The sequence below is a fragment of the Accumulibacter sp. genome (assembly GCF_029255285.1).
In the GTDB taxonomy this organism is placed as follows: domain Bacteria; phylum Pseudomonadota; class Gammaproteobacteria; order Burkholderiales; family Rhodocyclaceae; genus Accumulibacter.
This window is the reverse complement of record NZ_JAPUVI010000112.1, coordinates 82,689-96,962: the sequence shown is the minus strand read 5'-3', so window position 1 is coordinate 96,962 and position 14,274 is coordinate 82,689. Positions and strand designations below refer to the sequence as shown.

The following is a 14,274-nucleotide window of genomic DNA, read 5'->3' as shown; positions in this document are numbered from 1 at the left end:
CGTTGTAGGCCGAGCCGGCACCGATCGCCGTCGCCGGACCCGCGCCAGCGATGTTGTCGATCGAGAAGATGCCTCTCAGCGAATCGCCGACATCGAGAATGCCATTCCCGTTGGCGTCGATGTGCTGCTCGGCGCTGTTGTCCGAAAACAGGGACGTGCCGGCCGGGATGGCGCCAGCGATGGCCAGCGCGGCGCTCGCGCTGCCGGCGCCGACGGCCAGCGCGGCCGCCAGGGCAATCTGGGTAAGTTTCGTGTTCATGGTCAACTCCAGTTCAACTTTAGTTAGGGGATACCGCAGGCAATACCTTAGCAGAATCTGTTCCAGCAACGCAATTCACTGTAATACCAATACCTTAGGAGGATGCTGTCAGTACCCCCCTTGGCATGTGTAAATTTTTCCGACAGCCAAGCGGGCACGCACCCAATCCCGCCTGCAGCCAGACGACCGGACTCGTCTCCGCCCTCGGAGATTTCGCTGCCTCGTGGGCGGCTGGCCGCCAAGCGCCCGCGTGCCGGCTGGTCTTCGGAACCCGCGCGCGCCTCAAACGATGACTCCGCCGCCGAGGCAGACCCGACTTTCGTAGAGCACCACCGATTGCCCCGGCGTGATGGCCCATTGCGGCTCGGCAAAGTGGATCAGGCAGGCGTGCGGGTCGACGCGCTCGACTTCGCAGGGCGCATCGACCTGCCGGTAACGAGTCTTGGCCGTATAGACCCAGTGCGTATGCGGCGGCACACCGGCTACCCAGGAAAGATCCCCAGCGACCAGTTGATCGGCCAGCAGCGCCGGATGCGAATGGCCCTGGACGACGTAGAGGACATTCGTCGCGACGTCCTTCCTGACCACGAACCACGCGTCGTGGTCGCCGCTCGCGCCGCTCCGGCCGCCCTTCACGCCGCCGATATGCAGCCCCTTGCGCTGACCGATGGTGTGGTAGGCAACGCCGTCATGTTCGCCGAGCACCCGATCGTCGTCGAGGCAGCGAATCTCGCCCTTCCTCGGCGGCAGATAACGCATCAGGAATTCCTTGAACGGCCGCTCGCCGATGAAGCAGATGCCCGTCGAATCCTTTTTCAGGGCCAGGTGCAGGCCGGCAGCCGCCGCCATCTGCCGAACCTCGCGCTTGTACAGTCCGGCCAGCGGAAACAGGGTCTTCGACAACTGCTCCTGATTGAGGCGATGGAGAAAATAGCTCTGATCCTTGGTTCCGTCCTCGGCCTTGAGCAACTGCCAGGTGCCGTCGAACTCGCGCACGCCGGCGTAATGGCCGGTGGCGATGCGATCGGCACCGATCTTCAGCGCATGCTCGAGAAAGGCGTTGAACTTAATCTCGGAGTTGCACAGCACGTCGGGGTTGGGCGTCCGTCCCGCCTCGTATTCGGCCAGAAAATGGGCGAATACGCGCTCCCGGTAACGGCTGGCGAAGTTCACGACTTCGACCTCGATACCGATCACATCGGCGACGCTCAGCACATCGACCAGATCCTGGCGCGACGAGCAGTATTCGTCGGTGTCGTCGTCTTCCCAGTTCTGCATGAACAGCCCGACGACATGCCAGCCCTGCTGCTTGAGCAGCAGCGCCGCCACCGACGAATCGACGCCGCCCGACAGGCCGACGACCACCGTACTTCCCTTGCTCATCTTCCCGTCCTCGCTAACGTTCGATCGTCGATCCTTCGCCCGGCCCGACCAGCATGACGCTCGATCCGCCGGCTTCGTCTTCGCCTTCGCCGGCCAGCCAGCGAGACAGCGGCAATACCACCGCCGACTGACCGTTGTCGCGAAACCAGCTATCGACGACATGGCGCGCCGCTTCCTCGGACGCTGGCGCCAGTTCCTCGATCTGCGCCGAGTAATGGGCATCGAACACGAAGCGAACGCGCAGCACCGGTTCGAGAGCGCGATGGAAACGCAACCAGCCACGCCCTTCGAGCAGGCGCAACAAGCGCGTCGTCGTGGTCGAGTGATCGATGCAGTCCATCCGCCCGAAAACGCCATCATCGGCGATGTTACCTCCACGATCGGCGGCGATCGGCGTCTGGCGGCCCGCCCAGCCGAGCAGCCAGCCAATCGCCACCGACAGCCGGACGCGTTCGTCCTCGGCGCTCTGCGCGCTGCCGAGCAAGGCCCGCACACGGGCCAACTGCGACTCGTCGAAATAGGCCTGGGCCTCGGCGAGACAGCCGTAGTTGTAACAGACGCTGACCGTCTCGCCGCTCGCCGCGGTCGCCAGGCAGGCCAACACGAGCCACGGCAACCATTTCATGGGCAAGAGCAATGACTCAACAGGGCGAGTGGATAGCGCCGACCGGCCCGCCAATCGTCGATGCAGCGCAGGACCAGCGGGCTGCGGTGTTGCGCCTGCCGCGCAAGGATTTCGTCGGGCGTCAGCCAGTGCGCCGCGACGATTCCGTCGTCCAGCGCTCGCTCGGGATCGTGCGCGCCGACCTGACCACCGAAGGCAAAGCGCAGGTAGGTCAGATCCCGGGCCTCGTTGCGATAGAGGTAAACACCGACCAGGTAGTGCGGATCGAAGGCGAAAGCGGTCTCCTCGAGCGTCTCGCGAATGACGGCTTCGATCAGCGACTCGCCGCACTCGAGGTGCCCGGCCGGCTGGTTGTAGCAAATACCGTATTCGGTTTCCTCTTCGACGAGCAGGAAGCGACCATCGCTTTCGAGCACCGAAGCGACGGTCACGTTGGGTCTCCAGACCATGGCAGAAGCCTTGCACGGATCAAGCACAGGCGCCATTTTACCGCCAACCGGCCGGCAAAATCGGCTAGAATTTCCGCTTCAGGATTTCCGGCGAAGGGAGAGGTTGACATGTCCATGGCGGATCGCGACGGATTCATCTGGTACGACGGCAAGCTGGTGCCATGGCGTGAAGCGACGACGCACGTGCTGACCCATACCCTGCACTACGGGATGGGAGTGTTCGAAGGAATCCGCGCCTATCGGGCGGAAAAAGGAACCGCCATTTTCCGCCTCAAGGAACACACCGACCGCCTGTTCAACTCGGCCTACATCTTCCAGATGAAGATGCCTTACGACAAGGAGACGCTGCTCGAAGCGCAGAAGGAGGTCGTCCGCGCCAACCAGCTCGAATCGTGTTACATCCGGCCGATCGTCTTCTACGGATCGGAGGCGATGGGTATCGCCGCCACCTCGATCAGCACGCACATCGCCGTCGCGGCTTGGCCCTGGGGAGCCTATCTCGGCGCAGAGGGAATGGAAAAAGGCATTCGCGTCAAAACCTCGTCGTTTACCCGGCACCACGTCAATATCAACATGTGCCGCGCCAAGTCCGTCGGCACCTACACCAACTCGATCCTCGCCCACCAGGAAGTGGCGCACGACGGCTACGACGAGGCGTTGCTGCTCGACGTGGACGGCTACATCGCCGAGGGAGCCGGCGAGAACATCTTCATCGTCAAGAACGGCAAGCTCTTCACGCCGGACCTGACGTCCTGCCTCGAGGGAATCACACGCGCCTCGGTGCTACAACTCGCCGACGATCTGGGAATCCAGGTCATCGAAAAACGGATCACGCGCGACGAGGTGTATTGCGCCGACGAAGCCTTTTTCACGGGTACCGCCGCCGAAGTGACGCCAATTCGCGAACTCGACAACCGCCAAATCGGGGCCGGTCGCCGTGGCCCGCTCACGACCCGAATCCAGAGCCTGTTCTTCGACTGCGTAAATGGCCGCGTAGCGGCGCACGCCGACTGGCTCGCCTACGTCTAAGCTCTCCGTTTGCAAGGTTGCCATCATGCCTCAGAACCCCCAACAGAGACTCGTCGAGATCACCGCGCATGACCTGCCGCTGCATTGCCCGACCAAGGATGCACCGCTCTGGGCGAGACATCCGAGGGTCTTTCTCGACATCACACACACCGGGGAAGTCGTCTGTCCCTACTGTAGCGCGCGTTACGTCCTCAAGGGTGACTTGCCGAAGGGGCAACACTGATCGTCGGCCAGCGGGTCGGCTAGCCGACTGAACGGTCGAGCATGAAAGCGCTGATCGTCGCCCCGTCCTGGATCGGCGACACAGTACTGGCGCAGCCGCTGTTCGTCCGACTGCACGAGCGAACGCCAGGCCTGCAACTCGACGCGCTGGCCGCCGGCTGGGTGGCGCCGGTCCTCGAGCGCATGCCGCAGATCGCGGAAGTGATCGACAGTCCGTTTGCGCACGGCGAGTTGTCGCTGAAAGCGCGGCATAGACTGGCGCGCCAGGTCGCCCAGCGAGGCTACCAGCGAGCCTACGTTCTGCCGAATTCGCTCAAGTCGGCCCTGATTCCCTTTTTTGCCGACATCCCGGAGCGCATCGGCTTCATCGGCGAGACCCGCTACGGACTGATCAACCGCCGCCACGTTCTGGACAAGGCGCGGTTGCCGCAAATGGCCGAACGTTTCGCGCAACTCGCCGAGCCGCCGGGAGCGCCGCTGCCCAGACCCCTGCCGCAGCCGCGGCTGAGCACCGGCAAACCGGCGCGAGCGGCGACCTTGACCGCGCTCGGCCTCGAACTGCCTGGCAAACTGGCGGTCTTCTGTCCCGGCGCCGAGTATGGCCCGGCCAAGCGGTGGCCAGCCCGTCATTTCGCGACCCTGGCCAACGCCTTGGCCGCCCGCGGCTATGCGGTCTGGCTGCTCGGCTCGGCCAAGGATCGCGCGATCGGCGACGACATCGTCAGCCGAGCCAGTTCGACCGCTCTGCCGCTCAACCTGTGCGGCTCCACCTCGCTCGGCCAGGCGATCGACCTGCTAGCCGCCGCGTCTTTCGTCGTCTGCAACGACTCCGGCCTGATGCATGTCGCCGCCGCTCTGGACCGGCCGCTGCTCGCCCTCTACGGCTCCTCTTCGCCGGGCTTCACGCCGCCGCTCTCGAAACGAGCGCAAATCGTCAGCCTGCAGCTCGAGTGCAGCCCGTGCTTCAAACGCGAATGTCCGCTGGGCCATCTCGACTGTCTGGAGAAGCTCGAACCGCAGCGGGTTCTCGACGCCTGCCTCGGAGCCTGGCCGGCATGATCGTCGTCTTCGCCACCCCGGAGGATGTCGAGGCCAGCTTCTACGAAGCCATTGCGCGCGCCGACCTGGCCGCTCTGATGAGCGTCTGGGCCGACGACGAAGAGATCGTCTGCATCCACCCGACCGGACAACGCCTGACCGGTGCGACGGCGATCCGCGACAGTTGGCGCGGCATCTTCGCCAACAACCCGCGCCTGACGGTTCGCCTGTCGCGCGCCGTGCGCTGGAGCGGCATGTTGCTCGCCGTGCATAACGTCGTCGAAACGCTATACATCGGCGACGAGCGTAAACCGCATGGCCCGATGCTAGCGACCAACGTTTTCCAGCGCGGCGCCGGCGGCTGGCGGCTGCTCGCCCACCACTCATCGACGGCGGCCGACCGCGACGTTGGCGAGACCTCGAACGCTGGCGGCAGTGATGGAAGAGCGCCGCGGACGCTGCATTGATCGCCTATCGCGCGCCACGCTGGCTACCCGGTGGCCACGCGCAAACCATCTACCCCCTGCTGATCCGGCCGGATCCTCTGCCCTGGCACCGCCAGCGCTGGCAGACACCCGACGACGACTTCGTCGATGTCGACTGCTACGAGCCGCCTCCCGCTTTGGCCGCCGACCAGGTCGGTCCGCTGCTGGTTCTTTTCCACGGCCTGGAAGGCAGCTCCAACAGCCACTATGCGACGACGCTGATGCGCAGCGCGGCAGCCATCGGCTGGTCCGGCATCGTGGTCAATTTCCGCGGCTGTTCGGGAGAGATCAATCGTCTGCCGCGCACCTACCACGCGGGCGACAGCGACGAGATCGAGTGGGTCCTGCACGCTCTGCGGCAGCGTTTTCCACGCCGCCCACGTTACGCCGTCGGCGTCTCGCTGGGCGGCAACGCCCTTCTCAAATGGCTGGGCGAAAGGGAAACGAAGGCCGGAGATTACCTTTCCGCCGCGGCGGCGATCAGCGCCCCGGTCGACCTGGCGGCCTGCTGTCACCACTTGGCACACGGCTTCAACCGCGTCTATACGAAAGCTTTCCTGCACACGCTGAAAAAGAAGGCCAACCAGAAGTTGCGCCTCTATCCCGGTCTTCTGGACGAGGGGCGCATGCGTGCGGCAAGCAATCTGTATGAGTTCGACGATGTCGTGACCGCACCGCTGCACGGCTTCGCCAGTGCCGAGGACTACTGGCGCCGCGCCTCGAGCAAGCCCTGGCTGGCCGCCATCCGGCTGCCGACACTGCTGCTCAACGCGCAGAACGACCCTTTCCTGCCGACCGCCGCGCTGCCTGTCGCGGCGCAGGTGGCGGCACAAGTGCAGCTCGACTATCCGCGCCAGGGCGGACATGTCGGTTTCGTCACCGGCCGTCCGCCAGGGCAACTCGACTGGTTGCCGCTGCGCATTCTCCATTTTTTTCAGAACGAGGTCTGACATGCCCGCTTCCCTGCCCACCGAGATCTTCAAGGCCTACGACATTCGCGGCATCGTCGGCCGGACGCTGACCGCCGACGTCGTCCGCCGCATCGGCCACGGACTCGGTTCGCTGGCGGTCGAGCGCGGCCAGAACGCGATCGCCGTCGGCCGCGACGGCCGCCTGTCCGGACCCGAACTGGCGGCGGCGCTGATGGAAGGCATCCGGCTGGCCGGAATCGACACCATCGACGTCGGTTGTGTACCGACGCCGGTCGTCTACTTCGCCGCGCACGAGCTGGGCTGCGGCAGTTGCGTCGCGGTCACTGGCAGCCACAATCCGCCCGACTACAACGGCCTGAAGATGGTCGTCGCCGGCGAGACGCTGGCCGGCGAAACCATCCAGGGAATCCGGCGGCGGGTCGACGCCGGCGAATTGCGCCATGGCGAGGGGCAGGCAACTTGCGCCGACGTCCGGCGGGCTTACGTGACGCGCATTACCGGCGACGTCCGTCTGGCGCGTCCACTGAAGATCGTCGTCGACTGCGGCAACGGGGTGGCCGGCGGCATCGCCCCGACCCTCTTCCGCTCGCTGGGCTGCGAGGTCAGCGAATTGTTCTGTGAGGTCGACGGCAACTTCCCGAACCACCATCCCGACCCGTCGAAGCCGGAAAACCTGCAAGACGTGATTTACGCGCTGCGTAACGGCGATGCCGAACTCGGACTGGCCTTCGACGGCGATGGCGATCGCCTCGGCGTCGTTACCCGAGACGGCGAAATCATCTACCCGGACCGGCAGTTGATGCTTTTTGCCGCCGACGTGCTCAGCCGCTGCCCGGGCCAGCCGATCATCTACGACGTCAAATGCACGCGCCGGCTGGCGCCATGGATCCGCGAGCACGGCGGCGAGCCACTGATGTGGAAGACTGGCCATGCGCTGGTCAAAGCCAAGCTAAGAGAAACCGGCGCGCCGCTGGCCGGAGAAATGAGCGGCCATGTCTTCTTCCGCGAGCGCTGGTTCGGCTTCGACGATGGTCTCTACGCGGGCGTCCGCCTGCTCGAGATCCTCTCGCGATCGACTGATCCGAACGCCGTCCTCAAAGGACTTCCCAACAGCAGTTCGACACCCGAGCTGAACATCGCGATGAACGAAGGCGAGCCTGCCGCGCTGATCGAAGAACTGCAACGTAATGCGGGTTTTGACGGCGCACGCGAGATCATCACCATTGACGGCCTGCGTGTCGAATACGCCGACGGCTTTGGACTGGCGAGGCCGTCGAACACGACACCGGTGGTGGTGCTCAGATTCGAGGCCGACAGTGACGCCGCACTCGAGCGGATTCAGGCCGATTTCCGGCGTCTCCTCCTGGCCGCGCGGCCTGGTCTGCGTTTGCCGTTCTGAAACTCCGACCCCCGCCGCGACGGCCGGAACACTTGGGCGACAACGATGACCGATCGACCCCTCGAGAACGCCTTCCTTTTCCGCCAGCCGATCCTGGACCGCAAGGAGGAACTCGCCGGTTACCAGTTGTCCCTGCGCGGCAGCGCCGAGCTCGCCGGCAACAGCGGCGGCGCTAGCGGCGCCCCCCTGTGCGCGGCTTATTCCGAACTCGGCATGCGCAGCGCGCTGGGCAACGTATGTGCGTTCATCGGCATCGGCAGCGACTTCCTGCAACAGGACGCGATCGACCTGTTGCCATCGGATGGCGTAGTCCTCGAGCTGCTGATCGAGGGTGTTCCTGACCGGGCGACGCTGACGCGTTGCCAGAACCTGCGCGCGCGGGGCTACTCGCTGGCGCTGACCGATTACCGCGGAATCGACGAACGCAGCCGCCTGCTGCTACCGATGGTCGAGGTGATCAAGATCGACCTGCACGGTGCCGGCGCCGGCCAATTGCGTGACCTCGCGGGCTCGCTGCGCCACCTGCCGATCAGGCTGCTGGCGCAGCATGTCGAGAGCCGCGAACAGATGGAACGTTGCCGGTATCTCGGGTTTGAACTCTTCCAGGGCCGCCACCTCGCGCAAGCCGAAATCGTCAGTGGCCGCCGTCTGTCGGCCTCGCAAGCGGCGCTGATTCGCCTGATTGAACTCGTCGGCCGTGACGTGGACACGGGAGTGATCGAAGACGCGTTCAAGCACGAACCGGCGCTGACCCTCAATCTGCTGCGCGTCGTCAACGCGGTCGGTCATCGTGGCAACCGTCTCGCACAACCCGTCACCTCGCTGCGCCACGCCATCACCCTGCTCGGGCGACGCCAGTTGCAACGCTGGTTGTCGTTGTTGATGATGGCGCCCGGCAGCAGCACGGCCGACCCTACCCGCTCGCCCCTGCTGCAGGTCGCCGCCTTGCGGGGGCGAATGATGGAGCTGCTAGTCGAAGTCGGTCAGCCGCGCGACCACAAGCTGGCCGACCTGGCTTTCCTCACCGGCATCCTGTCGATCGTTCCGCTGGCACTGGGCCTGCCGATCGAGGAAATCCTCGAGCAGATTACGGTCGAGCGCGAAGTGCGTGGCGCGCTCTGCCAGCACGACGGCTTGCTGGGCAAACTCCTGGCCCTGCTCGAGCGCTTCGACGGCGACGATGCGGCCGGCTGCGACGCGCTATTGTCCGAGTTGCCGGGCCGCTTCGACCGCCACACGCTGAACCTGTGCCTCGGCAGCGCGCTCCGCTGGCTGAACAGCGGCAGCGGATGACGCTGTCGAGCTTGCCGTCGACACAGGTAGAGGTGTTTTTTCGGTGGCAAGGTGGCGATTTCGCGCGGGTTAGCGGTGTCAGGATGTCAGAACCGGGTCTTGCGTAGACGACCGGAGGAGAGAAGACAGGTCAACATCTGCCTCGCCAAGAAGGGCTCGATCAAGCGCCGCGCGCCGCCGCTGTGCTTCGCCCGCCCTTGACGCGCCTGGCCGTCAGTTCCCTGAACTCGGCCGTGCAGGTCTTTTGTCGGCATCTTCATTTCCCCCTCAAAAGCGACGGTGATTTCACGCCACCCCTTGGCAGACGAGATTTCGGGGGAAGCTCAGTCTATCGCGTCGCCTTGGTCGGAGTTAATATGATAAGCCGTGACTCCGAAAAAGCTGCCGTTCGCCGCCGCACCGCTTGGCGAGCGAGCGCCTACAGACAAGCGATCCGCATGTCCAAAGCACCGAACAACCCGTTAAGAAACGCTGTCGCGCTGGCTTACAGTCAGACCGACGCCGCGCCACGGGTGGTTGCCAGGGGACGTGGCCTGATGGCCGAGCAAATCATTGCACGGGCCCACGAACACGGCGTTTACGTTCATGAGTCGGCGGAACTGGTTTCGTTGCTGATGCAGGTCGATCTGGATCAGCATATTCCGCCACAACTGTATCTTGCCGTGGCCGAACTTTTGGCTTGGCTTTATCGACTCGAGAATGGTCAGGCGACGTCACCGCCGCCGGCCTTTGTCGCCCCACCGGCAGACGCTGCGAAAACCTGAGCGAGTTGTCGTTCATGATGTCTGCCAAGCTTTTGCTCTAAACTACCGCTTTCAGCCGATGCCGGGAAAGTCAATGGAAGAATCGGACGTCCAGCCGCACGAGACGCCACCGCGCTTCGAAATAGAGCAGCCCGAAGACTACGACCAGTACTTCCTGCATTCCAAGGCGGAGATCGTGGCGGTGTTGCGGTCGCTTATCCAAAAGAGGGCGCTCGTCAGTGCCTATTTCGACGACGGGCGCTCGTTCATGCTCACATCGGTGCTGCAGGTCGTCCCAGAGTCCGGAGAACTGATTCTCGACCGTGGTCGCGAGGAAACGGTCAATCGCCAGGCGCTACTCGCCGAGCGGCTGGTTCTGACGGCGATGGTCGACAAAGTCAAGGTCCAGTTTACGCTGCGCGGGCTTACCGAGACACAGAGCGCGGGTCGCGCCGCTTTTACGGCGGCACTGCCCGACAGGGTCTTGCGTCTGCAGCGCCGAGAGTATTTCCGGCTGGCGACGCCGATCGCCAAACCGGTGAAGTTCATCACCACGATCCGGCGCCGCGATGACAGCGCGCTGGTTGTCGAAGCCTCGTTGCTCGACATCAGCGGCGGCGGCGTGGGTCTGATGGCCACACCCGGCTTGGCCTTGCTCTTGCCGCGCGGCGCCCTGCTGCACGACTGCAAGATGGCGCTTCCCGACGAGGGCTTGCTGGTCGCCGATCTTTGTGTGCGTAACAAGTTCGACGTCACAGCTCGCGGCGGTTCACGCTACGTCCGTGTGGGCTGCGAATTCATCGGCTTGCCTGGCGCCAAGGTGAGCATGGTGCAACGCTACATCACGCGCGTGGAACGGGAGCGAAAGGCGCGGCTGAGCGGTATCGCCTAGCCGGCGCCGCGGCCGCCCGTCGCGGTTTGGCCGCGGACTCGCCGGACTGGTAGCCGGCAGATCGCGGCCGCAGCGCGCGCTTTGGCGAGTCGCTGCGTGCGGTCGGGGTGGCGCTGCTTTGCGTCCACCCGACCGCAGCCGTCCTCCGCCTGCTTTGCCGGGCGCCAGCCTAAAAACCGATCGCCAGCAACGCGTAGGCAGCAATCAGCGTTCCCAGCATCGCGAGCCCGTAGCACAGCAGCTTTGCCCCTGTTCCGGCGTGGATGCCGATGTCGTGCAGACTATGGAAGATGCGGTGCGCGGCATGCCACAGGAAGAGCGCGATGATGGCGAAGATGAAACCCTTGCCGATGATGTTCTGCGCGAAGGCCAGCATGTGCGGGTAGCTCATGGTGTCCGCCGGCAGCACAACGGCAAGCGGAACGGCGATTCCGGTAATGAATACCAGCATCGGACCGAACAAGGCCGAGAGCATGCCGCCGGCGCCAAACAGGGCCCAGAAGATTGGCGCATTGGATCGTTTCAGTGTTCTCTGTTTCATCGTACCAACCCCCAAACCAGACCCAGTAGGGCGGCGCTCGCCGCCGCCGCGACGGCCAGCCCGCTGCCGGTGATTGCCCAAGCCGGGAGCCTCTGACCACCGACGACGACCGGCGGCATGGTGCGCGGCATGATCTTGAACCAAGTGTAGGTGTGGTAGGCAATAGCCGCCAGCGCGAGCAGGTGGAAGCCGACGTACCACGGGTTCTTGAGCGCCGACAACCAGGCGTTCCAGGCCGCCTCTCCCTGCGACAGGCGGACCAGCCCGGTGAGCAGAATCGCTGCGTAGGCAGCGACGAAGAGTGCGGTGCCCTCATGTACCATGTACTCGACGAAGAACGGGTTCTTCCGCCACCAACCGTCCATCGGACGGACGTAGGGACGACGCTTGTTCACTTGGCACCTCCCTTCGGGGTGAGGAAACGAAGAAAATAGTCGGCCGCGCTGTTCGTCTTGTTCTGATTGACGGCGTTCGCCGGGTCGACATGTTTCGGGCACACCTCGGAGCAATAGCCGACCGCCGTGCAGTTGAAAACGCCTTCTTCGGAATTGATCAACTCCATACGCTGGGACTTGCCACCGTCACGGGAGTCGACATTGTAGCGATGCAACAGCGCGGTCGCGGCGGGCCCGATGAAGTTGGAATTCAGTCCGAACTGCGGGCAGGCAGCGTAGCACAGCAGGCAGTTGATGCAGGAGCTGAACTGCTCGTAGGCGTCGAGCTGTTCAGGCGTCTGCAGGTACTCGCCCTGGGCCAGCGTGCGCGTTTCCCGCGGAATGATGTAGGGCTGGATGCTCTCCAGTTTCTCGATGAAGCCCTCCATGTTGATCACCAGGTCGCGCTCGATGGGGAAATGCGACAGTGCTTCGACCCGCACCCGAGCCGGGTAGTAGTCGCGCAGAAAAGTCTGGCACGACAGACTCGGTTCGCCGTTGATCATCATTCCGCAACTGCCGCAGATCGCCATCCGGCACGACCAGCGAAAGCTCAACGACCCGTCGAGGTAGTCCTTGATGTACTGCACGCCCTGCAGCACCGACATGTCATCGGTAAACGGCACCTCGAAGACCTGCTTGTGAGGTTCCTTGTCCTTTTCCGGATGGTAGCGCAGAACCTCGATTTCGATGATTTTCTGTTTCTCAGACATTCGATGCCTTCCTTTCTTCCTGCTCGGCCTTTTCGCCAGCGGCACCGTAGGCACGCGTGCCCGGCTGCGATTTGGTGATCTTGACAGGGCCGTAGTCGATACGCGGTGGGCCGCCAGCGACATAGTGTGCCTGTGAATGCTGCAGGAAGTTGACGTCGTCGCGTGCTTCGAAACCGTCGAGGCGCTGGTGTGCGCCACGCGATTCGCGCCGGTTGATCGCCGAATAGGCCATCGCCTGAGCGACGTCGAGCTGGTATTCGAGTTCGATCGCCAGTAGCCACTCGGTGTTCCAGACGCTCGACTTGTCCTCCAGATTGACGTTGCGGAAACGTGCCTTGAGTTCGTCGAGCTTGTCACAGGTCTGCTGCATCGTTTTGGCCAGACGATAGATACCGCAGCCATCTTCCATGGTCTGCGCCATCTCCTTACGCAGCGTAGCGATACGTTCGCTGCCACCGGTTTTCGTCTTCAGTCCGAGAACCCGCTGTTCGACGGCCTGCGCCTGCTTGAGCAAGCTGGCCGAATTCCCCGGCGCCACTGATTTGGCGAAGCGGGCGGCTTCGACGCCCGCCACCTTGCCGAAGACCAGAAGTTCGGACAGGGAATTGGAACCCAGTCGGTTGGCGCCATGGATGCCGACGCTCGAGCATTCGCCCGCCGCGTACAGCCCGGCCAGCGGCGCGGCGCAACGACCGTCGACGAGGATTCCGCCCATCGTGTAATGCACCGCCGGACGAACCGGTATCGGTGCGTGTGCCGGATCGACGCCCATGAACTGTTCTGCCAGCTCGTAGATCTGCGGCAGGCGCTCACGCAGCTTGGCCTCACCGAGATGGCGGAGGTCGAGGTGCACCACCGAACCGTGCAGTCCTTCGATCGTCCGGCCTTTTTGCTGCTCGTACCAGAAAGCCTGGCTGAGACGGTCGCGCGGCCCGAGTTCCATCGCCTTGTTGCGCGGCGTCGGCTCGGCCGGGCCGAGACCGTAATCCTGCAGATAGCGGTAACCGTCCTTGTTCACCAGAAAGCCGCCTTCGCCGCGACACGCTTCGGTGAATAGGAGACCGGTACCAGGCATGCAGGTCGGGTGATACTGCACGAACTCCATGTCGCGCAAGGGCACGCCGTGCCGGTAGGCGAGCGCCATGCCGTCACCGGTGACGACGCCGCCGTTGGTGTTCTCGCGGAACACCCGGCCGGCACCGCCGGTAGCGATGACCACCGATCTGGCTTCGACCAGAGTCAGCTCGCCGGAAGCGATTTCGATGGCCACAACGCCCTGGACACGGCCGTCCTCGACCACCAGATCGACACAGAAATGCTCGTCGAAGCGCTTGATCGAGGGATACTTGATCGACGTCTGGAAGAGCGTGTGCAACATGTGGAAACCGGTCTTGTCAGCCGCGAACCAAGTCCGTTCGATCTTCATACCACCGAAAGCGCGCACGTTGACGTGGCCGTCCGGCGTACGGCTCCACGGGCAACCCCAGTGTTCGAGCTGGGTAAGCTCTTCAGTGCAGTGGGCGACGAAGTACTCGACGACATCCTGCTCGCAGAGCCAGTCGCCACCATGAACCGTATCGTTGAAGTGATACTCGAGGCTGTCCGTTGCCTGTTTCACGCCGGCCGAGCCGCCTTCGGCGGCGACGGTATGGCTGCGCATCGGATAGACCTTCGACACCAGGGCAATGCGCAGCGCGGGATCAGACTCCGCCACCGCGATCGCCGCCCGCAGGCCGGCGCCACCGCCGCCCACGATCACCACGTCCGCCTTATATGTCTCCACGCTTTATCCTTTCTCCCACCAGGTTGCGCCTGGCGTGGCCAACTTCCGACAAGC

The 14,274-nt window shown here is 64.0% G+C and carries 16 protein-coding genes and 1 pseudogene; 9 read left to right on the top strand and 8 right to left on the bottom strand.

All coding sequences use genetic code 11. From position 1 onward, the window contains the following. The 4 genes and pseudogenes from Q1M07_RS18520 to Q1M07_RS18505 all read right to left on the bottom strand — a co-directional run. A pseudogene (locus tag Q1M07_RS18520) lies at positions 1–259 on the bottom strand (hypothetical protein); the annotation flags it as partial. A 282-nt stretch (positions 260–541) separates the two neighbouring features. Further along, on the bottom strand, positions 542–1,642 hold the full coding sequence (gene mnmA / locus Q1M07_RS18515) for a tRNA 2-thiouridine(34) synthase MnmA (RefSeq protein ID WP_300456689.1): 1,101 nt from the start codon (positions 1,640–1,642) through the stop codon (positions 542–544). Positions 1,643–1,655: 13 nt separating this feature from the next. Next, positions 1,656–2,267 carry a hypothetical protein gene (locus tag Q1M07_RS18510; protein ID WP_300456687.1) on the bottom strand — a complete coding sequence of 204 codons (612 nt, stop codon included), beginning with the start codon at positions 2,265–2,267 and terminating at the stop codon, positions 1,656–1,658. Next, the gene (locus Q1M07_RS18505; RefSeq protein WP_300456685.1) at positions 2,264–2,716 is read right to left on the bottom strand and encodes an NUDIX hydrolase; all 453 of its coding nucleotides are present in this window, start codon (positions 2,714–2,716) and stop codon (positions 2,264–2,266) included. The genes Q1M07_RS18510 and Q1M07_RS18505 overlap by 4 nt, the downstream gene beginning before the upstream one ends. Positions 2,717–2,824: 108 nt before the next feature. Between Q1M07_RS18505 and Q1M07_RS18500 the strand changes: the two genes are divergently transcribed. The 9 genes from Q1M07_RS18500 to Q1M07_RS18460 all read left to right on the top strand — a co-directional run bounded on the left by Q1M07_RS18500 (position 2,825) and on the right by Q1M07_RS18460 (position 10,749). After that, the gene (locus Q1M07_RS18500; protein WP_300456682.1) at positions 2,825–3,745 is read left to right on the top strand and encodes a branched-chain amino acid transaminase; all 921 of its coding nucleotides are present in this window, start codon (positions 2,825–2,827) and stop codon (positions 3,743–3,745) included. A gap of 25 nt (positions 3,746–3,770) precedes the next feature. Continuing rightward, positions 3,771–3,968 (top strand): zinc-finger domain-containing protein, encoded by a 198-nt coding sequence (locus Q1M07_RS18495; protein WP_300456679.1) that lies wholly within the window; start codon positions 3,771–3,773, stop codon positions 3,966–3,968. 41 nt (positions 3,969–4,009) lie between these two features. Then, entirely contained in the window at positions 4,010–5,026 is a 1,017-nt protein-coding gene (gene waaF, locus Q1M07_RS18490; protein ID WP_300456676.1) for a lipopolysaccharide heptosyltransferase II, read from the top strand. Then, positions 5,023–5,472, top strand: coding sequence for a nuclear transport factor 2 family protein (locus Q1M07_RS18485; protein WP_300456673.1), 450 nt, complete (start codon positions 5,023–5,025; stop codon positions 5,470–5,472). Before waaF ends, Q1M07_RS18485 begins: the two co-directional genes overlap by 4 nt. Then, positions 5,469–6,440, top strand: coding sequence for a hydrolase (locus tag Q1M07_RS18480; protein ID WP_300456671.1), 972 nt, complete (start codon positions 5,469–5,471; stop codon positions 6,438–6,440). Before Q1M07_RS18485 ends, Q1M07_RS18480 begins: the two co-directional genes overlap by 4 nt. 1 nt (position 6,441) lies before the next feature. Further along, on the top strand, positions 6,442–7,821 hold the full coding sequence (locus Q1M07_RS18475; RefSeq protein ID WP_300456668.1) for a phosphomannomutase/phosphoglucomutase: 1,380 nt from the start codon (positions 6,442–6,444) through the stop codon (positions 7,819–7,821). 45 nt (positions 7,822–7,866) lie between these two features. Beyond that, the gene (locus tag Q1M07_RS18470) at positions 7,867–9,114 is read left to right on the top strand and encodes an EAL domain-containing protein (RefSeq protein WP_300456666.1); all 1,248 of its coding nucleotides are present in this window, start codon (positions 7,867–7,869) and stop codon (positions 9,112–9,114) included. Between the two features lie 437 nt (positions 9,115–9,551). Next, entirely contained in the window at positions 9,552–9,878 is a 327-nt protein-coding gene (locus Q1M07_RS18465; RefSeq protein ID WP_300456601.1) for an EscU/YscU/HrcU family type III secretion system export apparatus switch protein, read from the top strand. Positions 9,879–9,951: 73 nt separating this feature from the next. Next, positions 9,952–10,749 (top strand): flagellar brake protein, encoded by a 798-nt coding sequence (locus Q1M07_RS18460; protein WP_300456598.1) that lies wholly within the window; start codon positions 9,952–9,954, stop codon positions 10,747–10,749. 169 nt (positions 10,750–10,918) lie between these two features. Here Q1M07_RS18460 and frdD read toward each other — a convergent pair whose 3' ends face one another. The 4 genes from frdD to frdA are packed head-to-tail and all read right to left on the bottom strand — an operon-like array spanning position 10,919 to position 14,220. Further along, positions 10,919–11,290 carry a fumarate reductase subunit FrdD gene (frdD, locus tag Q1M07_RS18455; RefSeq protein WP_300456595.1) on the bottom strand — a complete coding sequence of 124 codons (372 nt, stop codon included), beginning with the start codon at positions 11,288–11,290 and terminating at the stop codon, positions 10,919–10,921. Next, positions 11,287–11,685, bottom strand: coding sequence for a fumarate reductase subunit C (locus tag Q1M07_RS18450; protein ID WP_300456591.1), 399 nt, complete (start codon positions 11,683–11,685; stop codon positions 11,287–11,289). Before Q1M07_RS18450 ends, frdD begins: the two co-directional genes overlap by 4 nt. Further along, complete coding sequence (locus tag Q1M07_RS18445) at positions 11,682–12,437, bottom strand: succinate dehydrogenase/fumarate reductase iron-sulfur subunit (RefSeq protein WP_300456587.1); 756 nt, start codon at positions 12,435–12,437, stop codon at positions 11,682–11,684. The genes Q1M07_RS18450 and Q1M07_RS18445 overlap by 4 nt, the downstream gene beginning before the upstream one ends. Then, on the bottom strand, positions 12,430–14,220 hold the full coding sequence (frdA, locus tag Q1M07_RS18440; protein ID WP_300456584.1) for a fumarate reductase (quinol) flavoprotein subunit: 1,791 nt from the start codon (positions 14,218–14,220) through the stop codon (positions 12,430–12,432). The genes Q1M07_RS18445 and frdA overlap by 8 nt, the downstream gene beginning before the upstream one ends. Between the last annotated feature and the right edge of the window lie 54 nt (positions 14,221–14,274).

Coding starts and splice junctions, on each gene's coding strand:
- Q1M07_RS18485 (WP_300456673.1), top strand. CDS start 5,023: ATGATCGTCGTCTTCGCCACCCCGGAGGATGTCGAGGCCAGCTTCTAC.
- mnmA (WP_300456689.1), bottom strand. CDS start 1,642: ATGAGCAAGGGAAGTACGGTGGTCGTCGGCCTGTCGGGCGGCGTCGAT.
- Q1M07_RS18445 (WP_300456587.1), bottom strand. CDS start 12,437: ATGTCTGAGAAACAGAAAATCATCGAAATCGAGGTTCTGCGCTACCAT.
- waaF (WP_300456676.1), top strand. CDS start 4,010: ATGAAAGCGCTGATCGTCGCCCCGTCCTGGATCGGCGACACAGTACTG.
- Q1M07_RS18475 (WP_300456668.1), top strand. CDS start 6,442: ATGCCCGCTTCCCTGCCCACCGAGATCTTCAAGGCCTACGACATTCGC.
- Q1M07_RS18465 (WP_300456601.1), top strand. CDS start 9,552: ATGTCCAAAGCACCGAACAACCCGTTAAGAAACGCTGTCGCGCTGGCT.
- Q1M07_RS18470 (WP_300456666.1), top strand. CDS start 7,867: ATGACCGATCGACCCCTCGAGAACGCCTTCCTTTTCCGCCAGCCGATC.
- Q1M07_RS18495 (WP_300456679.1), top strand. CDS start 3,771: ATGCCTCAGAACCCCCAACAGAGACTCGTCGAGATCACCGCGCATGAC.
- Q1M07_RS18500 (WP_300456682.1), top strand. CDS start 2,825: ATGTCCATGGCGGATCGCGACGGATTCATCTGGTACGACGGCAAGCTG.
- frdD (WP_300456595.1), bottom strand. CDS start 11,290: ATGAAACAGAGAACACTGAAACGATCCAATGCGCCAATCTTCTGGGCC.
- Q1M07_RS18510 (WP_300456687.1), bottom strand. CDS start 2,267: ATGAAATGGTTGCCGTGGCTCGTGTTGGCCTGCCTGGCGACCGCGGCG.
- Q1M07_RS18505 (WP_300456685.1), bottom strand. CDS start 2,716: ATGGTCTGGAGACCCAACGTGACCGTCGCTTCGGTGCTCGAAAGCGAT.
- Q1M07_RS18460 (WP_300456598.1), top strand. CDS start 9,952: ATGGAAGAATCGGACGTCCAGCCGCACGAGACGCCACCGCGCTTCGAA.